The organism is Paenibacillus sp. sgz302148 (genome assembly GCF_056120465.1).
In genome coordinates, this window is sequence record NZ_JBVYOJ010000014.1 from 50900 (window position 1) to 75959 (window position 25060).

Here is a 25060-nt window from a genome sequence, read left to right on the forward strand (position 1 = left end):
TTGAAAACACAAGACCTAATTACTATATTAACAAAAAAGATATAGTTCCGATGACGGAGAAACCGTAAGTTCAACGGCGAGACCGCTTCATCTTTTCATGTCTACCAACTTTTTCTTCGGCATAATTTGACAAAATTCGATCTCTGGTTTATTCTCTGATTTGTCCGGACGAAACTACTTTTTGGAATGGAGTAAACAACATGAAGCGTCTACTATCGAAACTGGCTATTACGACTTTGGCCATTGCAACTCTAGTATTGCCGCTAGGAAACAACCCAGCGAACGCCGAAAAAGGCCACCAGCAAGATAACCACAGAAAACCGAAAGTAGCATTGTTAATTCCCGGTTCGGCGAGCGATGGCGGCTTTATGGAGTCCGCATACAAAGGGCTCATGAAGGCGCAGGATGAATTACGCGTAAAAACGACTTATGTCGAAGGCATTCCGCATGACACCGTCAAAATTGCCGATGCACTCCGTGAATTAGCCGAAAAGAAACCTGACATGATCATCGCTCATGCGGGACAAAGCTCGGAAGCCGTTAAGATCGTTTCCAAAGAATATCCGAATATTAAATTCGTTAACACACAAACGAATCTGGTTGGCGATAACTTGTCCAGCTACCAGGTTAAACAAGAAGAATCCGCTTGGCTTGCAGGCGCTGCTGCCGGTTTGTTGACAAAAACGAATATCGTAGGACATATTTCCGGCGCTCGTGTTACCCCTGGCTTTTATGGCCGCGCCGCTTTTGCCGACGGTTTGAAATATACGAATCCGGAAGCCAAGTTTTTAACGACATTTACGGGTAATCAAGAAGATGCGGCTTTGGCTAAGAAAACCGCACTGGCCGAGATCAATGCCGGCGCAGATATCATTTTCACCATGTTGAACAATGCGCGCGCAGGAGTTACGGAAGCGAACCGCGAGACGGGCACATTCCAATTCGGAAATGTACGCGACTACTATGCAGATGCTCCTGACGTGTTCCTCGGTTCTGCTATTTCGGATGCCGGTTTAACGGTGTACAGTGCCATTAAGGACTTGGTTGAAGGAAATTGGCAGCCGAATAAAGTCGTGAAAATCGGATTGGAAAATGCCGACGCCATCCGCTTGGCGCTTGCCCCTTCCGTACCTCAGGAAGTGAAAGACAAACTCGCCGCTTACGCTGAGAAAATCAAATCCGGCGAGATTGAAGTCAAAGTAACCTATGATGGCCCTGATTTCATAGTTCAATAAAGCAATATGCTTAAAGAGGTTTCCCATTGCCATGTTAATGACAACAGGAAACCTCTGCTTCCATTTTTGAGCCGATTCGTTTGAAGCTTCATGGATTGTTCTCCTCCCGTAAGTTGAAGTATCACCTGCTATTTTGAGCCGTAAAAAAATCCGTGCTGAAATCAGCACGGAACAGTTTATAAGTAGTGCATCTCGCTGTAACCCTTCTCGTTTAAAACCGATCTTCTCGTAGACATGGATCGCTCGTGGGTTAATCGATCCGTCTTGTCGATTGTCATCATGCGGTCCCTCCAACTCTACTCACGTTCTGCGTTAGTTCAACCAATACCGATATGTCGCAATAGAAATCCACAATCCGGCCACGATCCATACTAAAATAATTAAACTTCCTACAACCCAATTTTTCGGTTTTCCTTGCTTTATTCGTTCCTCTGCTTTTACTGTACAATCCTGGAGCACCATTTTAGGTATCAATTTCAATGCAAGCATAACACCAAGAGGAACTAATATCACATCGTCCAGATAGCCTAGTATTGGAATAAAATCTGGAATCAAATCAACTGGGCTAAAGGCATAGGCAACAACACATATGGCCAATAAATTTGCATACCAAGGAGTGCGGTTATCCTTGTAGGCAAAATAAAGTACAAAGACCTTTCTTTTTAGCTGCTTAGCCCACATCTTGATGTTATCAATCATAAAACTTGTTCTCCTAATGTGCATTTACTCCTATAATACCACGTTCTACTGCCCATTACTTCAACGAACCGGAGCAGGTCGCCGCGGCGCCTGGCATACTCTTGTCACCCAACATCTCTCTACCTTTTCAGTTTGGATTGTTAGCCGGCCGTAAATCCATTTCGCAAATGACAATACCACAGATCATGATCTTGCTGGCAATCGGTACCGTACTTGGTTCTCAAGTGAGCGATAAGGGGATGATGAAAACGATTCTGGCGCTCGGAAGACATGGAACGTATGTTGAAGGCATATTTCCCACAACCGGAAATGCACGTCTCATCAGGGGCGGAAAGCATTTTTTCAGAAGTTCAGACAGGTTCCCATCGTGAAGTCGTTCCCACCCAACTTCAATGATTATATACGGATTTTCTAAATCTCGCTAATAGCCGGAGACTGATATCTGTCCATATCGCGCTATAAAGCAAACTAAATAGAAAGATATAAGTTGCCGTGGCGATATCAAAGTTTAGGGCGACCGAAGGTCCGAGCAGCGGAAAGCGAAAGGCGTATAACACAAGCGCAATTCCGGCCCATAACGCGAGAGCAGAAACCAAGACAACCTGTATCCGATTTTTGGATCGCGCAATGCCGAAGCCTAATGCCAGCCCGAGCAATCCCGTTGTAAACGGAAAGACGATTAATTCGCTTGGTTGAATAAGGAGTAGTAATACGATGCTAAGCACATAAGCGGTAAGTCCCGAGCGTAATGAAATAAGCGCCGCCAGTACAATCGGTGCTGTCGATAGCATGCTGAGCAAGTAACCCGGCCCCGGCAAAAAACCTCCCGCCGATTGGAATAATGCAGTTAATGCACCTAGAAAGGCGATCGTAACGAGTGTCTTTGTTTGGTTGGCACTGACGCGGGCCAATGGTGATGCGGATTCCATCCGCGGTAACGGCTTTGCCCAATAATCGAGAAACGGGTCTCGCATGTTAGAAGCCTCCTTTTTTAGATCACTCGGTAATCAAACGAATAAATGGAAGCAACAGTGCAATGATCAACACGATGATATCCTGCCTGCCTAAATTCAATTGATAAAAAGCGGATCGATCGCTGCCGGGCTGGAAACAGCGGGACTCCATAGCGTCCGATAAACGTTCGGCACGCCTGAAGGTCGAGAGAAGTAATGGCGTCAGCAGTAAAATCATATCTCTCCCCCGCCTTGCCAAATTCCATCTACCGTACTGCGGCCCCCGTGTTCTTTGTGCTTGCATGATTCGCATGAGATCTTCCAAAAGAAGCGGAAGATAAATGATGGCTATGTTGACCATAACTGCACACGATTCTGTCTTCACCCCAAGGCGGCGCAATGGAGACAACAATTTACGCAGCCCCTCCATTTGTTTTTCCGGCGGCGTAGTCGATAATATTAACGTGACCATGAAGATAAAAGAAATCATTTTTAACGTCATTAGCGCAGCGGCCTCTATTCCGTTTAATGCGGTTTGAAAGTAAATGAATATAATAATGAGGACAAACAGTCCTCGCATATTTTCCCATAATAAGTTTAGGCGGAGTTTGGAAAGCAAAAACAAGAATAAAGCGACAAGCGTATATAAGAGGCTTTCCGTAAATGAATGGGAAGAAACAAGACTGATCGAATAACTTGCGACAAACCCATATTTCGATCGGGGATCCAGCCGGTGCAGGAAGGAATTGCCGGGTACATATTGCAAAGAGGATAAAGCTCCGAAGCTGCTCATGGTTCACCTCCTATGTGCGCATTAGACGGTCGGCTATGAAGGCGAAAAGCTTGTTTTCTTGTATGAGCTCCGAATCGATTTTTCCAGGGAAAAAGGATTCGAGTTCCTTGCGGAAGCGCAGTAAAGGTGTTGGAGATAAAGCTATAGCGGGATCTTCCAGCACGCATTCGATTTCGGCAGGTTTCAAGTCATAAGCTAGTCTTCCGTTATTTAAAATGACCAGACGATCCGCACATTCCAAAGCATCCTGCAGATAATGTGTAATGCAGATGATCGTCATATGCTTTGTTCGTTGAAGAACGGTCAGCAAAGCGAGAAGCTTCCCTCGTGTTAATGGATCCAGTCCAGCCGTCGGCTCATCCAAAATCAGAATCTTTGGCTCCAGGACGACGGCGCCTGCCAATGTAACCCGTCTTTGTTCTCCGCCGCTAAGCTGAAAAGGAGAGCGATCCTTGTATGCTTCAAAAGAGAGTCCGACGCATTCCATCGCGCCTTTCACTTTTTCCATTATTTCCGGCTCGCTATACTTCCTCCGGCGAAGCCCGTACCGGATATCCCGAAATACTGTTTCTTCAAACATCTGGTGCTCGGGAAATTGAGAAACGTAAGCGACTTTGTTCGATAGTTCGGACCTGTTTTTCCTTCTGTTCGTGGGGATATTATCCACATACACGAGTCCGGTTTCAGGCATTAATAAACCGGCAGCCAGCTGTCCCAAAGTAGTTTTGCCGGATCCTGAGGGGCCCATGATCGCGGCAAATTGCCCGTCAGGTATGGACAACGTAACGCCGTTGACCACTTTATGCTCCATGGCAGTCCTTTTGGCATGCGTATAGCTTACATCACGGAAATCGATTCCCATATGGATTTGGCCAATTCCTTTTCCGATCCGCAGCAGGCAGGCAGCTCCATACCTTTCGTGCGAAGCGCTTTTTGTAAACGAACTAGAAACGGTGAGAGCGTCTGAGCCTCTTCGAGAATCTCGGATTGCTTCATTAATGTAGGGACGTCCCCGGCAAAAGCAAGGCGTCCATGATTTAGCACCAAAATTCGGTCCGCCTTCCAGATATCTTCCGGATCATGCGTCACCTGAATGACGGTCAGTCCCATACGATGAAGCTCGGACATGACGCCTAGCAACTTGCCTGCATTTTGCGGGTCCAGCATGGACGAGGCTTCATCGAAAATAATGATTCGCGGATGCATAACGAGTATGCCGGCGATCGCAACCAATTGCTTTTGCCCGCCGGACAACGTTCGAACGGGACGGTACCGGAGCTCTTCCAATTGCAGCAATTTCAATATACGGTCTATTCGCGAAATCATCTCAGCTCGCGGGAACATAAGATTTTGCAGGCCGAACGCGATATCCTCTTCGACTGTAGCGCCGACCGTCTGTTCATCGGGGTTTTGAAAAACAATTCCAACCAACTGACGGATCTTTACAATATTCGCAGGATCGGTTGATTCTCCGAAAACGAGAACCTTTCCCAGACTTGGTTTCAACAAGCTGTTCACTAATTTAACGAAGGTCGACTTTCCCGAGCCGTTTCCTCCCACGATGGCTATCCATTCGCCAGGAGCGATGCTAATATTGATATCTTTGACGATCCATTCGCCATGCTCCGAAAAACGGAAAGAAACGTTGTCAAAAACGACGGATGGCGATTTGGCGGCTTCGGTCATCCCATTTCCCCATTCCCTTAGAGTCGTTACCCATTATATTCGGGTGAATCGGAGTTCATTCGGCCCGGATTCGTCCGTTTGTATGAATCATTTATCTCGTACCATAATCATTAATTTCAATTTTTCTTCCGTCCGGATCAAAAAATGCAATCTCTTTGCCACATCCACCGCGATCCTTTATTCCATCTGTGGCAAACTCCACGCCCTTTTCCTTCATTCTTTCATAGATCTCCTCAATATCCTTTACTTGGAACATTAGTATCGCGTGATTATATCCTTCGATATTATTGAAATTCATTGAAAACTTATCGTTGGACTGTACAAAAAATATACTCCCCCCGCCAGGAATATCTTTGGAAAAGTTTAATACAACAAGACCTGCACTAGGGTCTAACGGCGCAAAGTCGGCTGCTTCTAAACCAAATATTTCACTGTACCATTTTGCAGTGGTATAGGGGTGCTTAGCCGGTAAATAAATACATGTTAAATTCAGCAATTTTGGCTCCATCTTTATTGCGCTTGGCACAATTTCACTTATTTTCATTTCTTCCATTCGTTTTTCGACTCCTTTGATTTATTTTTCTTCTTCATCGGTAAGTCTTAATGACCGCAACAGTCGACTTACAGTTATGTTGATGCCATTAGTTTTGATTAATAATCTTCATACTTCTTCCGTCCAGTTCTTCCCCCAACTGTTCTCCACACAGCCAAGTCTTAACGATTTCGGCAAGCGTTATTTTAGTCGAGCCCTCGTCCGAAGGGTGAATTCCATCCGGAATAAGCCGGTCGAATTCGCCGGGGGTTTCGTCTAACATTCTACGCCAAACCGGGTAATGGTCTATGAGCAAAAGTCCGCGCTTGCGAGCCGTATCTCTGTACACCTGATAGTATTGCTCAATCAGAGGACGGATTTTCAGGTGTTCCCGAACCGGTGGATTCATGGTCATCAAGATAATTTCGCAATTCTTGTTGGCAGCGTGAATTCGATCGATAAGAGCATCCAGGTTTTTACCGCATTTCGTAACACTCGTCTGATAAGGCAAATAGGAGTCGTTTATGGCGAATTCCAGAAAAACGGCGTCGGGAGCTAGCGCGATTACACGTTCCTCCAAATTTTCAAGTCCCCAGCCCGACCATTGCGCAGCTTTGGCGCTGTTAGTCAACTTCACTTGCCCCGGAAACCGGCGATCCAGAATCTCTTTTAATCCGCAGACCCAAGCGCCGCCTTCGGTAAGACTGGTCCCATAAACGACGATGTGCTGATGTTTGCCGTTTTCCAGATTGCTGATCGTTGCCGATAGGCTCATATTGCTCATCTTCAACTCCTTCCATTTGGTCAATAACGTAAAACAATCTACTTCGATATAAATGTTTGGTGTTTGATTACGAACTCGGGGTGCGTGACATACTCCATGTAATTTACAGCTCCATTAAAATCCAAATATGCCTGATACCGAGCACGAATAGCTGGATGTGTAATGAAATCAAGAACTCTATCTTTCGCCACCCAGCGGCTATCGGTTGTTTCTTCCGTAACAGCTAGCAACTCCCCGCCAACGGGTTTACATACGAATTCAAATATAACTTGCGTAGGAACATCAGTCACGCCATCATACCATTTAAAAATCCCTGTATTCGAGCAGACGCCGACTAAGTAGCTAACCGAAGCATCAATTCCGCTTTCCTCTTTGATTTCACGAACCAAAGCATCCATCAGATTTTCTCCGACTTCCACTTGCCCACCAGGGCAAACCCAACCACCGTCACGGGTTTTTACTAAAAGGATATTTCCTTGCCCGTCTTCCACATATCCTCCTGCTGATACGATGTGCGTTGGAAATGCCATCTATTACAACCTCCTTATGCGGTATCATTTGTATATTTATTCCACCCCTTTCTTGCAATTTCCTGCTCGGTTGTTCAATAAAAAAAGGACGTTCCCACACCTTCGCATGGGCTACATCCTCCTCAATAAATTCCCTTTATCCTCTCTTATGCTTCTCCCCCCTGATTCATCTCTTGCACAACCTTAACGAGCCAATTCGCAACACAAGAAACAACGACATTCAGATTAGCCCTTCCTGCTTCTGCACTCGCGTAATGAGGCGAATCTGTAAATCCGTCATACCCTGTGAGCTCCCGATGTTTGCCGATAAATGTCCCCGGTGTAATAGATTTAAGCCACTCTCTTTGAACATGTGTCTTATTTAGGCAATTCGTTCGTACGAGTTCAGGTCTGATGGCCATAATCGCAGAGGTTTCAAACTCTCCCGCATGTCCCGGCATCGGGCAAGATTCCGTCATCGTCAACTCCCGCAATGCATCTGTCGTCAAGCTCCAGTATGGAGCCGCGGCCACCCATACCGGATGATGAACAGCCAGATCATTCGCTGCCTGCATCATCAAAGGCGTATTTCCTCCATGTGCGTTTAGAAAGATGAGTTTTCGAAAACCATCCTTAATCAGACTTTCTCCAATATCCCTTAATACAGAAGCATAGGTTCCGGGCGAGAACGAAATCGTTCCGCCAAAGGATAAATGATGGTCCGAGCATCCATACGGCAGAACCGGAGCCAGTAATAAATCGACCGATTCGCTCGCTTGACGTACGGCTCCAGAGATGACGCGATCGCAAATCAGGCTGTCGGTATAGACCGGCAGATGGGGACCGTGCTGCTCCGTCGCAGCGAGCGGGATGACAATTGCGCAGCCGAGCTGAGCCCGATGAGAAATCTCCTCCCGAGTCAGTTCATGAAACAGGATATCCCTCATATCCAAAAACCTCCATCAATTTGTTCGCAGGACCCGAGCTTACTCATACACGCGGATTTCCGCCAGTTCCGCATGCGGACTGCCGTTCGTACGTTCAATGACGACACGCAGACGATCGGCTGCGACAGGTGTGAAACGATGGATCCGTTTCCGTTTTCGGTTTGCTGTCTCCCTGTGCACCGTTATCCATCGTCCAGCCACATATGCCTCAAGTCGATAGTCTGCAGCCAGCTCGGGAAAAATATCGAACGGAGTGCGCATGAAGTGAAGATTGATCAAATATTCATTCACATCGTCGTTCCAGGTTAAATGCACTTCCGATAAGCGGATCGGGCGGTTCCAGGACAGTTGCAGCCAGGCTTCACTTCCTGCAGCTTCACGTCCTGCAGCGCCATTTACTGCCTCCGCGTTTTCCGTACCATTCTTGCCAGCTTCATCGTCCGCAGCCATACGACGATCTGCGCCTTCGTCAGTAGCGGACAAAGCATCGGACAGCCATACATGCGGTCCGCCATATGGACGGTTGTAGCCGTCGATCGCTTTGTCGGCGCTGTATGCCGTTGTTTCCCCTGCGACGCGGAAACAGAACGGTTTGCGGACAACGGGACGCATGATCCAGTCCCTTACAGGCTGGGCTACGTACTGTCCCTCGTTCAACTCGGCGACGACAGGCTCCGGCTGCCTGACAAAACCGAGCACGCCGAACAACGGCTGATGGGACAACCATAAGGCGACATTCGGGTTCGCCTTGACGATGACGAAGGCGTTCCGGTCCTCCAGCGGATTCCAGGACAAGTCGGCGGCAATCCATTGTCGCTCACCGGGGCGCACAGGAATGCTGCAAGCGGCAATAAGCGTATGCGGTACATAATTTTCCGACCGGCCGGTGTCCCACAGCTCAATTTCCAGCAAGGTGTCCGCATCGACATCCGCCAACAGTTCGAAACCTTCAAGCTGGGGAGCGACCGGAAAAAGCAAACCCGCATCCTCGTGCAAATGGTGAAGCTCGTGCGGCTGCTCGATGGCGATGCGCCTTAACGAACTGGATGCGGTTACTGCAGCGCCAAGCGCCAAATCGTGTGGATCGCGATTCGCTATGCCGATGATGGCTGCATCCTCGCGCAGCAAAGTCTGCTGCAGTTCCTCCAAATGATCGCGACATAATTCCCTTGGCGTAATGCCTTTCTGAACACAGAGTGCCGCACCGGTCCCGGCTGCCTCGCCCATCACCGCGCACGTCGCCATGACTCGTGTCGTACCGAAAGCGACGTGTGTCGCGCTAATATTCCGACCGGCCATCAGCATATTGTCGACATTGACCGAATAGAGCGAACGGAACGGAATATGGTAAATACCGTCGGAAAACAGATGTTTCGAACCATCCTCCGCCGCATACATCCCTTGCGGCGGATGCAGGTCGATCGACCATCCTCCGAACGCAACCCGGTCAAAGAATCGGGTCTGTTTGATAATATCGTGCTGATGGAGCATATAATCGCCGACGAACCGGCGGTATTCGCGCTTGCCCGGAATGGCCCCGACCCATTCCAACGTCAGTTGCTCCGCTTCATAGTTGCCCGAATTTTTAATATAATCCCATATGCCGTAAATGACCGACCACAATTCGTCGCGAATTCGCTCATTTTCATGAACGGTGTCGAGTTCCCCGCCCCACTCAATCCACCAATAGAAACAGCCGGAATCGCCGCTGCGGATCACTCGCCTCATCGGAATCGACGTTTTGGCAATATCTTTGGCGAACGCGGGCGGTACATATTTGACCGGGTAGCCGACGTCCTTCGTATAGAACAGCAATGTGCTGCCGAGCGTAATATCGTCGGCCGACTCCGGCGCCCATGGTTCGCCGAATTCGCTTCTTGCTTCCCGGCCCAGCCGGTACTGAGCCCCGGCCAAGAAACCGACCAGTCCGTCCCCTGTACAGTCCAGATACATGTTGCTCTCAAAACGAATTTTCCGTTCCGATCCCATCATCCATCCGGTTACCGAGCGGATAGTCCTGAACGTTTCTGTGCCTTCCGCTTCCACTTCGTGTACATCGGTATTAAGAAACAATCTTATGTTCGTTTCGGCAAGCACGGTCTCGAGGACGACGAGATCCCAGTAATAAGGGTTGCCATCCGGATTGCGGTACTGGTTCTCAACGAGCATTTCACCGATAATCCCCGTTTCCCGAGCGTATCGATGCGTACCTGTTGATGTAGCGCCGCTAACCCAAACCCGCACCTCGCTGCTTGAGTTGCCGCCAAGCATGGGACGGTTCTGCACAAGCGCCACCGAACGGCCTAGCCTGGCTGCTGCCACGGCTGCGCTTACACCCGCCAAACCTCCACCGATGACCGTAATATCGGTTTTTACGATTTCGAACTTCATTCCGGGTCACTCCCTTTTTCATCAAATTTGCAGCAAATACGCTTCCAGCGCCCGCGCAAAATCGGCACCGAATTGGCGGCAATTGTCCTGAGAAATTACCATATCCCGATTACCGAAATAGGGTAACTCGAATGAAAATGCAAGCTGCGCACCCGTTCTTTCAAAAAATGCGCTGCAGGTCGCGCCATTCGGCTGATTCCAAACTTCGCCCATCTCGATATCATGTATGGAACGATAGGAAATCAGCCCTGATGCAGCGCGACTGCGAGTTGCGGCAGCAAGACATGCGTTGAACCGTTCAATTTCACCCTTAAATGGGTACCCTCTTTTTACAACGAAAGGGAAATCATTTCGTTCTCCCCATTTATAGGGGCTATGCAAATCAATCCCTGCCGCCAGCTCAAGCGATTTCGCATATTCGACAATGGCCGCCGTAGCTTTATAGCGAGGGGTAGCGACGTAATCCCGGTTATGGTCGTGAGGCTTACGCGCTTTGCCCTGGTCGCCATTCTCTACGCCATCCAGATCAACGAATGGGACACAATGGATGGCAAATTGCTGCAATACCGGCGATTCAGCTTGCGACAAATAATAGTTCAACAGCCCTTCCAGCATATATGAGGGAGGAGATTCACATGCGTGATGTCTGCAAGTGAACATCATATGTTTACGGGCTGCAGCATTGCCGATGACAAGCAGCGGGACGGGCCGCAATTGTTCCGAAAGCGTAAGAACTTGCCGCCGGACAGCCGGATGATCGGAGATGCGGGAATAGAACCGTTCAAAATGATGCAGTTGATACGGCAACGAGAAACTGAAGTAGACGCATTCCCCCTCTGTGAACGAGTATCTGAACGATTGTCGAGAAATGAGCGAATCGGCTCCAAGCCATTGCCAGCTAATGCCGTCTGTACTGACAGCAGGCCCCCATGGACCGATAACTTCTCCGTTGAGAAATTCAAATACGACGGTCTGCGCCTGATCGGTTTCCGCGCGGAAATTCCAATAAAACCACCAGCCTGACGTATCCCGGATGTCCTGCTCCAATTTCACCAGATCGCCATCTTGCGTAATAACGCGAATATTCCCTCCTGCGTAGTTATCGGTAATTCGTATATTCTCCATCGGCTTTATTCTCCTGACATGGAACAGGCAACGGAAAGTACATTCACTCCCCGTTGCCTATCCTTCCTAGTTTATGATGCCCAGATCTTTGAGCTGCTTCTCGGCGGAATCCAGCATCAGCTTATATTTGAACGTCGTTTCCAATGTTTTCAGGAAGTCTTCATATTCGCTAAGCGGTCGTTTGCCGTAAGCAAATTTCATCAATTCCTCGAGCATGTATCGTTCGGCATCCGCAGGATTATATCCTTCCGGAAGATCAAGCAATCCATTATACACTTCGATGCGCGGTGTGTTGGCGGCGAAATCGATCGCCTCAGCCGGATAACCGGATTGCAAATATTCCATTTCATTTCGGCCGAGCAGTTGATACATAAAGGCATGTTCTTTGGCTCTTAGTTCGGTTCTGACGATTTTGCCATTCTCGCGATTCCAGTGACGGCCTTCTTCCCCATGGGCGACAAGGGTGGAACCTTCCGGGCTCGCCACGTAATTCAACAGATCGAATATTTTCTGCAATTTCTCCGGATCTTTCTCGACCGACTTGGAAATCGCATGCATTCCCGGAGCGATGCCGACATCCCATCCGCCGGCATATTGTCCCCCCGGACCTTTCAATGCCGGAACTTGCACCCATTCAGCGTTAGGATTTACTGCCTTATATTCCTGCACGCGCTCTGGGAAAGTCATTCTCGGGAACCCATGCCAGATCATGCCGACCTTCCCTTGGAACGCTTTCTGCTCATGCTGGGTGCCCGTATTGGTAAGCAGATCCGGATCAACAACGCCGGCATTCACCAACTCGTTGATAAATTTCAGCGCATCTTTCATCCCCGGATCGTAGAAGGAATTCATCAATTTGCCATCCTTCTTGTAAAACGTTCCGAAAGTACCTACCCCAAAAGCGGTGAAAATGGGATCGAACGCAGCCAGTCCCGTTCCGGTAATGCCGTACGTATCTTTCTTGTTGTTGCCGTCCGGATCATTTTCCGTAAATGCTTTAGCGACTTCAGAAAACTCTTCCAACGTTGTCGGTATTTTCAGATTCAAATGTTCCAACCAATCTTTCCGGATCCATATGTTAAAGAAAGGAAATGAAGGCTTTTTCGCCAATGCGTAAATTTTCCCGTCCACGGTTCCTTTTTTTAAACTATCCTCTCCGATGAATTGCTTCGCCTGCTCCAGCTTTCCCATATACGGAGTCAGATCGAGCAGCAGCCCTTTTTTGGCAAATTCCTGCATCGAAATGCGGTTAACCGAAATGATGTCCGGATAATCTCCGGCGGCCATGCGCACATTCACCTGATTGTAATCATCGAATAAAGACAATTGGATATCGGCGTTCAGTTTCTCGTCAAGCCTGATTTTCATCCGGTCATTGTCGCCCTCCGGCAATTTCGCGCCGCCACTATCCGTCATAATCTCCAATTTGATCGGTGCGGTTTTTGGCGCATCGGAGGAAGAAGCGGTTGGGGCAGGAGAAGCGGATTGTCCCGTGTTATCTTTGCTTCCTGTCCCCTCGCTGCTTCCGCATCCGGTGAGCATTGTGCCCATCGACAACATGGCAGCCAAACAAAGCGTAACCCATTTCTTTTGTTTCATGAAAAGCATCCCTTCTTCCATGTTAGAATGGTTTGCGAAGCAACGGATCGAATCAGCCTTTGATCGAACCGATTAACATGCCTTGCGTAAAATACTTCTGCACGAACGGATATACAACCATCACAGGCAGACAAGCGATAATGACAGAGGCCATCTGTACCGCTTCCGTAGGTAGAGGCACTTCAAAATTCTCAACCGGGTTTTGCGCTCGTGTCAGAATGTTGCGGACAATCACCTGAATCGGATGCAGCTTCCTATCGGTTATATACATAATTGCGCTAAAGAAGGAGTTCCAGTGGCCAACGATATAGAAGAGGCCGACCGTTATCAGCACGGGGACAGACAACGGGATGACCATCTGCAGCAAAACCCTCCATTCCTTGGCCCCATCGATCCGCGCCGATTCAAACAATTCTTCGGGAAGATTCTCGAAGAAACTTTTCATAATCAGAATGTTGAACGCGCCGATCGCCCCGGGAATAATCATCGCCCAGACCGTATTCAGCAGCCCTGTCGCCTTGACAACCAAATAGAGCGGAATGAGGCCACCGCTGAACAGCATCGTAAAGGCGATGACCAACAACAGAAAGCTGCGCAGCGGCAAAGTTTTGCGGCTTAACGGATAAGCCATCAACACGGTCAGCACCATATTGATCGCTGTTCCGACCACCGTGATGAACAACGTTACCGAGAATGCGCGCGGGATTGCGGAGTTGCCCAGCAATTCCTTGTATGCTTCAAAAGTAATGCTGCGGGGAATAATGACGTATCCCCCATTTTTCAACACTTCGGACATGGGTGTAATGGAAACGGAAACGACGTACATCATCGGAAATACAGTCGCCAGCCCGACGAACAACAATATCGAATAGACGATAAAATCAAATACGCGGTCTTCGATCCCTCTTACCAAATCCCTTCCCCCCACCGTTTCGCCAATTGGTTCGCTCCCAGCACAAGAATGAGGCCGATAAAGGATTTGAACAAGCCGACCGCTGAAGCAACGCTGAAATTCAACTGTTCAAGCCCCGTGCGGAATACCCAAGTATCGATAATATCCGCAACCGAATAGACCTGAATATTATAAAGGATATAAATTTGATCGAACCCGGCATCGAGAATATACCCCAGCCTCATGATCAACAGCAGCACGATCACATTGCGAATACCCGGCAATGTAATGTGCCAGATCATGCGCAACCGGCTCGCCCCGTCAACTCTTGCCGCTTCATACAACGCCGAATCGACGCCGGCGATTGCAGCCAAGTAAATGATCGCTCCCCACCCGGCGCTTTGCCATATATCCGAGCCGACCAGTATGCTGCGGAACCAATCCGTTGATTGCAGAAATGGGATTGTATCGAGCCCCCATTCGGTCATCCAGCGGTTCAAAAGCCCTGTCGATTGCGAGAGAAAGGCTAGCAGAATTCCGTAAATGATGACCCAGGACAAAAAGTGCGGCATATAGCTGAGCGTCTGGATCACACTCTTAAACCATCGTTTTCGGCATTCATGAAACAACAGCGCCAGAATAATCGGAGGGAACGTGGAGAACATCAGTTTGTAAAAACTGATAACAAACGTATTTGCCAGCAATTGCGTAAAATAAGGCGAATCATAAAAAAATTTGAAATGCTTATACCATGGGTCGGCCCATGGACTCGCCAATATTCCCCCTAACAAATCATAGTCCTTAAATGCGATGATTGCCCCATACATCGGTACGTACTTGTAGATGACAAACCAAATCAATCCAGGCATCAGCATCACGAAGAACACCCGGTGTTGCCATACTCTCCTGACAAAAGCGATGCCCTGCATCCGTTCACCTCTTTCATGACGATTGGCATTGCATATTCAAACTATAGCACCCTACCGCGGACGAATACATTCACGTATCTGTGTTCTCGATAGAACATTTTTAAGCAATTTCTTGGATGGATTTCATTCCGCATTCCTGCTTCTGTAGTGAGCCGGCGTCATTCCTGTCCGTCTTTTGAATATTTTGATGAAGTAATTGTCGCTTACGAAACCAACCCGCTCTCCCACTTCATTGACCGTCAGGTCGGTATGATCGAGAAAATTTTTCGCTTCCTTGATCCGGACGCCGTGCAAATAATCGATGAAATTGCCGCCTGTTTTTTTCTTGAACAGATTGCTTAAATAATGCTCGTCCAAGGCAACAAATTGGGCCATCGATTTGAGCGTAATATTGGAATTGTAATTTTCATGGATATAATCGAGTATTTTGTTGATCTCGTGATGGTTGGTCAAAGGTTCCTTGGTTCCATGCGCATGCCTCACGCTTGTCCTCAACCTCTCTACCAGCTTCGCCAGCAATTCCTTATGATTCGCGCACAAGGTCAGCACGTTCGTATCGACGAACGGCGAGTTGGCGATGCGCTGCAGCAAGCTGTCAAGTTGCAGAACCGTATCTTTCACCATATACATAGGGAGCAAGCTGCGCTCCATTCCGCTCCATATCTCTTCCAGCAAAGATACGCATTCCTCCAGTCGCGCCTGTTCAAAATATTGAATCAGCTTGCGTTCCTGCTTCCACGGCACGTAATGGCCACAACCAGGCAAGCTTTCCCCGATCCCGAAAAAATGCAATTGTTTCCGCCCGCTATACCAGAATCGATCCAGTTGTACAAGCGTTTCTCTCCACGCCTCAATCAATTGTTTGCTTGGAACTGGCGAACAAACAACCGTAGGATAGAGCGGCTCGTCGCCGGAGAACGGCTTCAGCTCGATTGGATTCCGATGCCAGTAGAAGAATGTCGTTTGACCAAAAACGGAAAATTGGTGAATGGCCGCATGCCTATCAGGCACGACAAAACCGAGGGCGGAGAAATCGTCAACCGTAACCGGACTGTCGCCGTTCAGTATCGAGCAGATCAATACATGGGACCAACGGCCACCTGATTGCTCCAGCTCTTGCCCGGTTAACCGGTATTCCTTGCGTTGAATGAACGCCTCCCACATTCCATGATACATGTGCTGAAAATCAACGAATAATATGCGCGAAGTTTGTTTAGCAGCATGGTTTAATTCAGCGTCGACCTTCGCCAAGATCTCCTTCATCGCGGCGATATCCATGGAAAGCTTCAGCATGTAATCGAACGCTCCATGCTGCAAAGCCATCCGCACGTATTCGAATTCGTTCAGACAAGTCAACATGACGAACAGGCATGGCAATCCCGCCTCCTTCGTCTTTTTCAACAATTCGATCCCGTCCATAACCGGCATGATAATGTCGCAAATGACCAGGTCCGGCTGCTCAGCCTCGATAAATTCCCACGCCCTTAATCCGTTGCCGGCCTCGCCGACGACTTCGAAGCCGCTTGCTTGCCAATCGAAACTCGAGATTAACGACTTTCTTACATGAACTTCGTCTTCAACGATCAGAATTTTCCACATGGCGCATGCCCTCCACTGTATAAGGAATGGATATAAGCAACGGTATAGTCAACTTCACTCGTGTTCCCGGCGTTAGGGAAATCAGTTGAATATCCGCATCCTTCCTAAACAACAAGCGGCATCGTTCCCGCAAGTTTGCCAGACCGATACCCTTGCGGTTCCGAATGGGCAATATCGACTTCGGCTTGTGCAAACCGATACCGTTATCCTCCACTTCAATTGTCAGTTTGTTATTTTCCGCATAAATGCGGATCGTGATGATTCCGCCGCTTTCCATGTGCGACAGCCCATGATGTATCGCATTTTCTACGAGCGGCTGCAAGCCTAGTTTCGGTATAAGGGCGTATTCCAAAGTTTGATCTACATCGTAATGGATATCAAACAGCCCGTCATAACGGAATTTCTGAATATGTATATAGGCGCGAAGCAATTCAAGTTCACCTTTAAGATGAATCAACTCGACTTCGGAATTCAAGCTGGATTCCAATAATTTTCCGAGGGAGAGGCAAATTTCGGTGATCGTATCGTTTTTCTGTTCCAGCGCAATCCACTTGATGGAATTAAGCGTATTCAACAGAAAATGGGGGTTGATCTGGTTAAGCAGCATCTGCAGGTGAATCGCCTCCTTTTGCCGCTCTTCGATTTTCAGCCGGTCTACGAGATCGTTGATATCCTGCACCATTCGGTTGAAAGCCTGGTTCAGCCCAAGAATTTCACCTTTGTGAGCGTTTTCGGGAATGTGAACTTGCAAATTGCGTTTGGCCATTTCTTTCATCTTTTTTTGCAATTTCTGCAAGGGACGGGTAACGGAAGCGGAGATGATAAAAGTAAACAGCGTAAATACGCCGATCGTAAAATATAACGTAATCAGCACTTGGTTGCGCATCGCTTTCAGATCACCCAGAAACATATCGAGCGGAAATACGTTAATCACATACCATTGAAGCGAGGACAAATAACGGATATTGACAAGAGAGTTGGTTTTTTTGTCCATATAATAGGATATGTTCTGTCCGTTGAGTAAATTGGATATGAGTTTTTGAATGATGTCGGATTGCACAGGAACTCCGCTGCTAGTCTTGGATATGACCGTTCCGCCGGAGTCGGTTAAGAGGAAATTTTGGCCTGAGGAGATTTCCCTGGCGGCAGACTTGAACCATTCGTTGTAATCAACACGAATTCGCAGCATGCCATACGGTTCATCATGTTCGTCTTTGGCTATGGAATAAAGCGTGAACAACGGTGCGTTGTCCCACAATGATGCGCTGGCTTTTTTATCGAGCAGCAAGAAATAGGAACTTTCGCCGCTCAGCAACTCGGCTAATCGCGCCTTCGGCATAATCTCCTCGAGCGGTTCAATACGATCTGATCTGTACGACATATAGCGATTCCCATGAAAGTCCGCGAGCGTAAAATGCACGAAACTGCTGTACACATATTGTTGCAGCTGTTTGTACCTGTCTTCGATGATGTTGTTTCTTTGCAATTCATCATATTTGTCCGGATTTTGCAAAATGGACATGACGGTCTTATCCTTCTCGAGCGTCAGCATCGACATTAATATTTTGGTCTTCATTCCTTCGAATGAAATTCCGATCTGCTCCAATTGATTGTCGTTCAGCTGACTGATCCGCTCCTTGATCAGATTCTCCATCGTGCTGAATTGATAGATATGAATGGCGGCGATCGGGATGAGCACGAACAGGATAAAAGCAAAGAAAAGACGGTATTTCAGTTTGGCCGGGATCAATCGATAAAGGAAACGTTTAACCATCATGACGGCTCACCTTTGCTCTACATCATATCACCGGAAAGCGTTTCCGCCGCCGATATACGGTCATTTTACCAAAATAAACGCCTACTGCATATGCAATGGTAGTACCCGGCATAAGAATGCGTGCTTCCGGGGTAGAGTACAAAAAACACGCTGGCGTCGGCCCGAATGCAATACTCGGATTGTTCACACAAACCGGCTTTCTATAAACAGTTCTGATATGTGATTTCCAGTTCAGGCGTATCGATTGTTCTGCCGAAATGAAATGCGTCCACAATGGAACAGATCATCCCTGTAGTCAACAACGTCCGTTCTAATGGAAACGGCGGTTGTCTCGTCATGATGAACGATTCGATCATTTCGGCAAAACGTTCAAAATGATTGAACGGCCGCTCCAAATGGCTGTTGCACAGCGCCGCTGCCGTCTCGCCTTGTTTGTTGCGGAATGCAAACCCCCATTGCTCAATAACATTATGCAACTGAACGACGAAACCTTTCGTTCCATCCGTGTATTCAATGATCATAAGCAGCGGATTCGGATCAAGCTCCCGCGGATGGACCGGTTCGAGACCTGGGTAAACTTTCATTGCTTCCAGCAGCAGCTCTTCGGGCCATTCTTGGCGGTCCATTGCCGCCCAGACTTCGCCTCCCTGGAAAGCTTGCACCGATCTGACCCCGGATTCGCCCCCAAGTCTCCGCTCGGCAAGCGATTGCAGCACTTCCAAGGCGTGAATACCGTATCCTTCAAGCAGTGGCGGACTTACAACGACAATTTCGCTGACGGTACGCAGTTTGGTTCGATCGAAAGCGGGCACATGGTCGGTGTGGGGGATCGAAGAACCGCCCATGAAAGGAATATCCCGTTTTTTCAATTCCTTATACATCCACAGGGCATCGTCATAATGATAGGCCAGATGCTTGTCGGAAAAGATCGGTACGTTCAAATCAAGCTCGGCAAGCGCCGCCAGCGTCTCCTCCAGCATGCGCCGCCGCGGGTATAGCGTTTGCCCCTTCTCGTTGACGGGATAGTTTCCGTGCTCGCCGATAATGACGACTCCGTCAATCGGAGCGGCCCCGCCTTCATTCCGTATCGTGTCCCGAATCGTCGGGTAAATAGGGATGGCCAGACGCTTGGCGATATCACGGCTCATATCCCCCGCCGGCACCTGATCGGTGTAGATTGAGGCGACTTCAAGTCGCGGTTGATAGGAAAAATCGCCGAGCAGCCGGCCCAATATGACTTCGGCATGGGAATTGGTTCTGTATTCCGTTACGATCGCCGCGATTCGCTTAAGCGCCATCAATGAAAACCTCCGTCCACTCTGTAAGCGGAGCCGGTGACGTAAGAAGCCGCATCCGACAGCAAGAAAGACGCCATTTCGTTGATCTCGCTTGCGCTGCCGCTGCGTTCAAGCCACGTTGATCGGCGTATTCCCGCATCTTCTTGCGCCATCTCTTCGGCTAATCTTTTCTCCGACAGGAAATTGCCGGGCAGAAGAGCATTGGCACGGATTCCGTCTTGCGCGTAATCGGCCGCCAATACTCGCGTAAATTGGATGACGCCCGCTTTTGCGGCGCCATACGCCAGACAGCCCTTGGATGGAATTTCCCCCAATATGGAAGATGTGTTGACGATGGAACCGCCTCCCGACCGAATCATCAAAGGAATCGCATACTTGCACACCAGAAACGTACTGGTTAACGTCCCTCGGATCGTATCGTCCCATTCGGGCAAAGACAATTCAACCGCCGGTTTCCATACATTCGTATACACGTTGTGGTACGTACCATCCAATCTGCCGAAACATTGTTCAATGTCCGACATAACCGATTGTACGGCACGTTCATCGCATACGTCGGCCTGCGCAAATTGAAATCTTTGGTCGCCGTATTGCCGCTTTAATCGTTCGATCTCAGGATAGCGTTCGATGGGAGTCCGGTCGCACACGAATAAGACCGCGCCGCGCGCCAAAAACATGTCGATCGCCGAACGCCCCAACTCGCCCAGTCCGCCCGTTATTAAGATCACTTTATGTTCCAGTGCGCTCAATGATAAAACCTTCTTTCAGCCGTATTTCGGAAAAGCGACGCCCCGATACCGGACAGCGCAGCCGTATTCTTCCCCTGACGCGACGCACAGCCAGTCGTCTTCAGGCGAGTATGCCAGGCACGAGATGTAATGAATGCTCGCCCACTCCGAATCGATGTCGCGAAGTTCTTGATTATCCTTGATCACCCGCGGTCGCCCCAGATCGACCAGACCGAAATCGCGCGAGAAATGAAACACATGTCCCGCTTCTCTCGCTCCGCCGTAGATCCCCAATACGTCGCTGCCGTTTGGCGTGACGAACCCTCGCAATTGCCCGCTTGAATACAGTCTGCCATAACCTGTTGTCCGCCGAAGATCAGGCGTCACAGTAAACAACATGCCGTCATGCGTCCCGGCCACAATCGTTCCGTCCGATAGCACCGCGCCCCCCGTAATCGTTGCCCGGAATGCCCTTCCTCTGACGGAAGATGCTTTCACAGCCAGCGTCTCGGCCTGCATTGCTGCCATATCGTAAAGTACAATTTCGTCGCTCTCGCCAGACAGCAATAACCGTCTTTGATCCAAACTCAACAGATGCACTTCGCTTGAAGCCAGCCGGATGTTCTCCAGCTTGCGCGGCTTGCTGCCATCGGCGAAATCGCAAACAAATACGGCCCCTTCGCGGTCGCTTGCCAGCAGCTTGCCCTGCTTGAGAGAGCAATGAAGACGGGAAAGCTCGATTCCTTCCGCAGCTTCAATTACAATTTCGCACCGTCTTAATGCGGTATCGACAAGCACAATTCGATTGTCCGTTGTCAGTACGGCAATCGTACGTTCGTCTACATCCACGCATGACCGCGGTGCTCCTGAGCTATAAACGATTTCCATTCGCGCAGGCTTATCGTCCGTATAAGCGGCTTCTGTCACGAACACGCAATCGTGCCCGCTCACGATGAATACGGCGTCACTCGTTGCATGCATATGGCTAATCGCCGAATCGCGCCACTTCATGTGTTGATGCAGCGGCAAAACGGATGTCTTGTTTGCCGCAACGTGCATAAAGGCAGGACTGCCGACCCCGTTATAGTCCGGTTCCGTATAGGGCCTGACGATCGCATTCGGCGTATCGGCCCCCGGTGGCTGCAGTTTATTTACATCGACGGCCAATATGTAAGGAGAAAATTCTCCGCATACGTCAACCATATGCAGCCGTCCGTTATCGTCAAAAATCATTTCGCAAATATATTGGGAGTCCTTCCCACTGGGCGTAATCAACCCGAGATTCTCGGGCTTGCCTCCGTTCAGTACGTCCCAACGGACGAGACGAATCGGACAATATTCATCGAACGTCTTCAACCCGTAATAGAGGACAAAATTTTCGTCAGCCGCCAAACCTCCGATTCCGTATGGCTTGACCGGCTGCTGCTCCGGAAGATGGATATGACCGTGCCTTGTTGTTTCCAATGTTTCCGGATGCAGTTCGATCATTTCTCCGTCAACGTTATCTACCATAAATAAAGTGTCCCGCGGGGAATGAAGCGCAAAAATAAATTGTCTGCGGTATTTCGTCCCGTTCGGAGAGACGAATCGCACCTTCAAGTCAACTATTTCGTCTAATTCAGGGTCATACCTCCATATTTCTCCCGTATACGTACTGGAGTATAAACGCCCTTTCGCATCCTTAACCAATCTGCAAGAGGAAAACTCGGTCACTTTCCCGTAATCTTTAACCTCATTCGTCAACAGGTCCAATCTGTAAAAATGTCCGCGCATATAGCCGAGAAAATAATAATATCGCGGATCGTTGCCAAGCATGCCGCCGTAAATGCTTTCCCGCGGAACGGGAATGCCCCTTACTTGCACCTCGTTTGTATCGGGATTTACAATCATTAGGATGGAGCCGGGAAAGCCCTCCCAAGGATGCTCGTAATGCTGTTCATACATCCATTGCTTATGGCCGGGCGCCGGAGCCGTATTATGAGTCGCCATAATCAGTCTGCCGTCTGGCAGGAAGTCGATGCTCGTATGGATTTTGCTCGGCGGCATTTCCTCCCGGTCGATGATCCACGCTTTCTCCACATCGCAAATCAGCCGCAAATCTCCTGTTTTCGGGTCATATTCATACAACAGCGCCGTTAATGGCTTTTCGTTTTCCCCGCAAACGCTAACATAGAAACGGCCGTCCGGCGAGCGCTGGAAATCCCATACCGCATTATGTCCCTGCTCATTCGGCAGCTGCACGAACCTCATATGTTCATCTGGAATTCCGGCTAGCAAATTGTTCATTCTTGATTGCCTCCTATTCTTCTTTCTGCCTTCCTGCTTCTTTCAACTTGGCGATCACATCGATTTCTACGAGCAAATCAAAATTCAAATCGCAATAGACGACGGTGCGCGCAGGATAAGGCTGCGGAAACAATCGGCTGTATATCCGGTTAAATTCGCCATAATATTGGCGATTCGTTAAATAAACGTTCACCTTAACGACATCTTTCAAGGTAAGCCCCGATTGGGCGAGTATGTTTTGTATGTTCTGAACGGTAAGCAGCGTCTGGTTTTCCAAATCATCTGCCGGCACTTCGCCGGTATTGAGGTCAACCCCCCCTTGCCCTGATACAAACAGCAGCGTTTCCGTCGATACAGCCGCTGTGAAAGGGGGGGCTTCCGTTCCATATTGATTTAATTTGTTCAAAAATGATTCTCCTTTCTATGAATGCCGCTGTTACCCGAGAACACTAGTTTTGTTCGTTATCTACGGACCAGGACGTTATGAGTGCATTCGCGTCGGTTATCAGGGCGGCTTTGGCTTCCGCAGCGATATAGTCTTGCATCGGATCTTGATTGAGATGCTTCAGGAAATCCTCCATGTGCTTGATCGCCTGCCCAAGATGTCCCTTATTGAACTGATCCAGCGCTTGGCCGTATTTATTGGCAAGTTGTTTTTGCAACGGTCCCGTTAGCTGCCCGGATTCTGCATAACGTTGCAACAATTGCCCCATCGACGCGAGATCCGTATCTACTTGAATGCCGATCTCCGTCTGCGTTTCGTTGCCCGCACGGTCTTTCATAACGATGCGCACCGTATGAGTGCCGAGTTTGCCTGCCCAATTGAGCTCCGTTCCCGGAATATACGGATTTCCATCGACTGTGACCGTTTGTGCAGCTACACCTGACAAATTGTCCTTCGTTTGCAAAGTCAACGTAACAGGCTGGCTGTCGGTGATTTGCACATCTTCGCCTAATTCGCCGCCATTCAACAAGACCGAGAATGTCGGAGCGGTTTTATCGATCTGTACGGCAACATGTTTGGCTTCTTCGATATTGCCCGCTTTGTCTTTTGAGCGGTATAACAGCTCGTAGACGCCTTCGCTCAGCACGATCGGAGAAGTGTAAGGCACGAACCCATCGGTAGACTGCAGTCCGTTCGTGCTTTGAACGACAGTCAACGCATATTCGGAAGATGCCACGCTGGAGTCGTCATCGTCAGCAAGGAGTGAAACCGTCACATCGGAAACATACCAATCGCCGGATCCTTCGGCTCCTTCCAGATTCGCTATGGTCGTCGGAGAGGTTTGATCAGTGCGCAGATTCGTTAACCCCTTCTTCAAATAGGCACGACGTTGATCATCCACATTGTAGCGAAGCTCCATCCAATCTCGGACATTCCCGTACAGTTCGTCAATTTCATCTGCGTTCAAATAGTCCAGTCGGTCCATTTGCGCACCGGAAGCGCGGCCTTTTACGATCAAAGGCAAGACAAATCGATGATAAAAATCTTGGTCCTTCGTTGCCGGTTTATCGAACCAATAATCGGTCAACTGGGCTGCTGTCGATTGAAACTTGTTCCAGGCATTCTTCAGCACATGCTTCTGGATTGCTGTACGTTGATCCGCAGACGGGGCTTGGAAGTGAAGCAGGTTGAATTTGCCCGGCTGGTGAACGTGACCTCCCCACGTCTGACCGTCGGAAGGAGACCAGCGGATCATGTTAAATTGCCAGCTGCCGCCGTCCAACGGTACACTGTCATATACATTCTCCCACGGGATGACAATCACGGTCCCCCATCCGGTAGGTACTTGCCCGGTATTCACTCTGGCGTATCCTTTTAGCGGCCGGTTATCGCGATATTCGGTTTGCCACTCATGATATTCGATAGGGCCGCCGCCGGTCGGCACAATCATTTGGTGGTACGGAACATCTCCCTCGCCCGGGGCTAGAAAAAGCTCCAAAGAACTTTCTTTCAATTTGCCGTCAGCTTCGGTTTCGGGTTCGTTGGATTGGATAAATAGATATAAACCATCTTCCCTATAGACCATGTAAAATGACGTTTCGCGCGGCCCTCCCGGCGGAATCGGGGTACCGGGCCAATAGATTTCAAACCGTGTTTCCTTATAAAGCGGATTGTTAAAGTATTGGCTGTGCACCCAATTCATCGGGGCAGATAAATCTTCGGCGGACCATGTGACTTCGTAAACCTTTTTGGCCGATGAATTCGCCGCTTCCGCCCGCATCACACCTGCAAGAGAGAGAACAAGAACAAAGGATAATAATAGCGCTACATATCGTTTGGGCCTTTTTAACATG

General features: G+C 48.9%; 22 protein-coding genes. 1 reads left to right on the plus strand and 21 read right to left on the minus strand.

Annotated elements, in window-relative coordinates:
* Nucleotides 1-200 precede the first annotated feature (200 nt).
* A complete protein-coding gene (locus AC0LWM_RS20600; protein WP_474676869.1) occupies nt 201-1235 on the plus strand; it encodes a BMP family protein in 1035 nt (344 codons plus the stop codon).
* A 312-nt stretch (nt 1236-1547) separates the two neighbouring features.
* On the opposite strand, the gene AC0LWM_RS20605 is transcribed toward AC0LWM_RS20600, so the two are convergent.
* The 21 genes from AC0LWM_RS20605 to AC0LWM_RS20705 form a co-directional block, all read right to left on the minus strand.
* On the minus strand, nt 1548-1934 hold the full coding sequence (locus tag AC0LWM_RS20605; RefSeq protein WP_474676870.1) for a YkvA family protein: 387 nt from the start codon (nt 1932-1934) through the stop codon (nt 1548-1550).
* Nucleotides 1935-2323: 389 nt separating this feature from the next.
* Nucleotides 2324-2908 carry a hypothetical protein gene (locus tag AC0LWM_RS20610; protein WP_474676871.1) on the minus strand — a complete coding sequence of 195 codons (585 nt, stop codon included), beginning with the start codon at nt 2906-2908 and terminating at the stop codon, nt 2324-2326.
* Between the two features lie 22 nt (nt 2909-2930).
* Entirely contained in the window at nt 2931-3680 is a 750-nt protein-coding gene (locus AC0LWM_RS20615) for an energy-coupling factor transporter transmembrane component T family protein (protein ID WP_474676872.1), read from the minus strand.
* 10 nt (nt 3681-3690) lie between these two features.
* A complete protein-coding gene (locus AC0LWM_RS20620) occupies nt 3691-4542 on the minus strand; it encodes an ATP-binding cassette domain-containing protein (RefSeq protein WP_474676873.1) in 852 nt (283 codons plus the stop codon).
* Nucleotides 4518-5366, minus strand: coding sequence for an ATP-binding cassette domain-containing protein (locus tag AC0LWM_RS20625; RefSeq protein ID WP_474676874.1), 849 nt, complete (start codon nt 5364-5366; stop codon nt 4518-4520). The genes AC0LWM_RS20620 and AC0LWM_RS20625 overlap by 25 nt, the downstream gene beginning before the upstream one ends.
* Before the next feature lie 91 nt (nt 5367-5457).
* Nucleotides 5458-5919 carry a VOC family protein gene (locus AC0LWM_RS20630; protein ID WP_474676875.1) on the minus strand — a complete coding sequence of 154 codons (462 nt, stop codon included), beginning with the start codon at nt 5917-5919 and terminating at the stop codon, nt 5458-5460.
* Nucleotides 5920-6007: 88 nt separating this feature from the next.
* The gene (locus tag AC0LWM_RS20635) at nt 6008-6682 is read right to left on the minus strand and encodes an SGNH/GDSL hydrolase family protein (protein WP_474676876.1); all 675 of its coding nucleotides are present in this window, start codon (nt 6680-6682) and stop codon (nt 6008-6010) included.
* Between the two features lie 38 nt (nt 6683-6720).
* Nucleotides 6721-7212, minus strand: coding sequence for an NUDIX hydrolase (locus tag AC0LWM_RS20640; RefSeq protein WP_474676877.1), 492 nt, complete (start codon nt 7210-7212; stop codon nt 6721-6723).
* Nucleotides 7213-7358: 146 nt separating this feature from the next.
* A complete protein-coding gene (locus AC0LWM_RS20645) occupies nt 7359-8138 on the minus strand; it encodes a creatininase family protein (RefSeq protein ID WP_474676878.1) in 780 nt (259 codons plus the stop codon).
* A 39-nt stretch (nt 8139-8177) separates the two neighbouring features.
* Nucleotides 8178-10529, minus strand: coding sequence for an FAD-dependent oxidoreductase (locus tag AC0LWM_RS20650; protein WP_474676879.1), 2352 nt, complete (start codon nt 10527-10529; stop codon nt 8178-8180).
* A gap of 21 nt (nt 10530-10550) precedes the next feature.
* Complete coding sequence (locus AC0LWM_RS20655) at nt 10551-11654, minus strand: M14 family zinc carboxypeptidase (RefSeq protein ID WP_474676880.1); 1104 nt, start codon at nt 11652-11654, stop codon at nt 10551-10553.
* A 66-nt stretch (nt 11655-11720) separates the two neighbouring features.
* Nucleotides 11721-13253, minus strand: coding sequence for an extracellular solute-binding protein (locus tag AC0LWM_RS20660; protein ID WP_474676881.1), 1533 nt, complete (start codon nt 13251-13253; stop codon nt 11721-11723).
* Nucleotides 13254-13305: 52 nt separating this feature from the next.
* Nucleotides 13306-14166 carry a carbohydrate ABC transporter permease gene (locus AC0LWM_RS20665; RefSeq protein WP_474676882.1) on the minus strand — a complete coding sequence of 287 codons (861 nt, stop codon included), beginning with the start codon at nt 14164-14166 and terminating at the stop codon, nt 13306-13308.
* Nucleotides 14160-15074, minus strand: a complete 915-nt coding sequence (locus tag AC0LWM_RS20670) for an ABC transporter permease (RefSeq protein ID WP_474676883.1) — start codon at nt 15072-15074, stop codon at nt 14160-14162. The genes AC0LWM_RS20665 and AC0LWM_RS20670 overlap by 7 nt, the downstream gene beginning before the upstream one ends.
* A gap of 123 nt (nt 15075-15197) precedes the next feature.
* Entirely contained in the window at nt 15198-16673 is a 1476-nt protein-coding gene (locus tag AC0LWM_RS20675) for a response regulator transcription factor (RefSeq protein WP_474676884.1), read from the minus strand.
* Nucleotides 16651-18450, minus strand: coding sequence for a cache domain-containing sensor histidine kinase (locus AC0LWM_RS20680; RefSeq protein WP_474676885.1), 1800 nt, complete (start codon nt 18448-18450; stop codon nt 16651-16653). The genes AC0LWM_RS20675 and AC0LWM_RS20680 overlap by 23 nt, the downstream gene beginning before the upstream one ends.
* 200 nt (nt 18451-18650) lie before the next feature.
* Nucleotides 18651-19748: a hypothetical protein gene (locus AC0LWM_RS20685; RefSeq protein WP_474676886.1), complete on the minus strand. Its 1098-nt coding sequence runs from the start codon at nt 19746-19748 to the stop codon at nt 18651-18653.
* Nucleotides 19748-20497 (minus strand): SDR family NAD(P)-dependent oxidoreductase, encoded by a 750-nt coding sequence (locus tag AC0LWM_RS20690; protein ID WP_474676887.1) that lies wholly within the window; start codon nt 20495-20497, stop codon nt 19748-19750. Before AC0LWM_RS20690 ends, AC0LWM_RS20685 begins: the two co-directional genes overlap by 1 nt.
* Nucleotides 20498-20512: 15 nt before the next feature.
* Complete coding sequence (locus tag AC0LWM_RS20695) at nt 20513-22762, minus strand: hypothetical protein (RefSeq protein ID WP_474676888.1); 2250 nt, start codon at nt 22760-22762, stop codon at nt 20513-20515.
* A gap of 13 nt (nt 22763-22775) precedes the next feature.
* A complete protein-coding gene (locus tag AC0LWM_RS20700; RefSeq protein ID WP_474676889.1) occupies nt 22776-23168 on the minus strand; it encodes a RidA family protein in 393 nt (130 codons plus the stop codon).
* A gap of 43 nt (nt 23169-23211) precedes the next feature.
* The gene (locus AC0LWM_RS20705; protein ID WP_474676890.1) at nt 23212-25059 is read right to left on the minus strand and encodes an FIMAH domain-containing protein; all 1848 of its coding nucleotides are present in this window, start codon (nt 25057-25059) and stop codon (nt 23212-23214) included.
* Nucleotide 25060 lies beyond the last annotated feature (1 nt).

Coding starts and splice junctions, on each gene's coding strand:
- AC0LWM_RS20640 (WP_474676877.1), bottom strand. CDS start 7,212: ATGGCATTTCCAACGCACATCGTATCAGCAGGAGGATATGTGGAAGAC.
- AC0LWM_RS20685 (WP_474676886.1), bottom strand. CDS start 19,748: ATGGCGCTTAAGCGAATCGCGGCGATCGTAACGGAATACAGAACCAAT.
- AC0LWM_RS20615 (WP_474676872.1), bottom strand. CDS start 3,680: ATGAGCAGCTTCGGAGCTTTATCCTCTTTGCAATATGTACCCGGCAAT.
- AC0LWM_RS20620 (WP_474676873.1), bottom strand. CDS start 4,542: ATGGGAATCGATTTCCGTGATGTAAGCTATACGCATGCCAAAAGGACT.
- AC0LWM_RS20655 (WP_474676880.1), bottom strand. CDS start 11,654: ATGGAGAATATACGAATTACCGATAACTACGCAGGAGGGAATATTCGC.
- AC0LWM_RS20610 (WP_474676871.1), bottom strand. CDS start 2,908: ATGCGAGACCCGTTTCTCGATTATTGGGCAAAGCCGTTACCGCGGATG.
- AC0LWM_RS20705 (WP_474676890.1), bottom strand. CDS start 25,059: ATGTTAAAAAGGCCCAAACGATATGTAGCGCTATTATTATCCTTTGTT.
- AC0LWM_RS20660 (WP_474676881.1), bottom strand. CDS start 13,253: ATGAAACAAAAGAAATGGGTTACGCTTTGTTTGGCTGCCATGTTGTCG.
- AC0LWM_RS20650 (WP_474676879.1), bottom strand. CDS start 10,529: ATGAAGTTCGAAATCGTAAAAACCGATATTACGGTCATCGGTGGAGGT.
- AC0LWM_RS20695 (WP_474676888.1), bottom strand. CDS start 22,762: ATGAACAATTTGCTAGCCGGAATTCCAGATGAACATATGAGGTTCGTG.
- AC0LWM_RS20600 (WP_474676869.1), top strand. CDS start 201: ATGAAGCGTCTACTATCGAAACTGGCTATTACGACTTTGGCCATTGCA.
- AC0LWM_RS20675 (WP_474676884.1), bottom strand. CDS start 16,673: ATGTGGAAAATTCTGATCGTTGAAGACGAAGTTCATGTAAGAAAGTCG.
- AC0LWM_RS20645 (WP_474676878.1), bottom strand. CDS start 8,138: ATGAGGGATATCCTGTTTCATGAACTGACTCGGGAGGAGATTTCTCAT.
- AC0LWM_RS20605 (WP_474676870.1), bottom strand. CDS start 1,934: ATGATTGATAACATCAAGATGTGGGCTAAGCAGCTAAAAAGAAAGGTC.
- AC0LWM_RS20680 (WP_474676885.1), bottom strand. CDS start 18,450: ATGATGGTTAAACGTTTCCTTTATCGATTGATCCCGGCCAAACTGAAA.
- AC0LWM_RS20635 (WP_474676876.1), bottom strand. CDS start 6,682: ATGAGCAATATGAGCCTATCGGCAACGATCAGCAATCTGGAAAACGGC.
- AC0LWM_RS20625 (WP_474676874.1), bottom strand. CDS start 5,366: ATGACCGAAGCCGCCAAATCGCCATCCGTCGTTTTTGACAACGTTTCT.
- AC0LWM_RS20670 (WP_474676883.1), bottom strand. CDS start 15,074: ATGCAGGGCATCGCTTTTGTCAGGAGAGTATGGCAACACCGGGTGTTC.
- AC0LWM_RS20630 (WP_474676875.1), bottom strand. CDS start 5,919: ATGGAAGAAATGAAAATAAGTGAAATTGTGCCAAGCGCAATAAAGATG.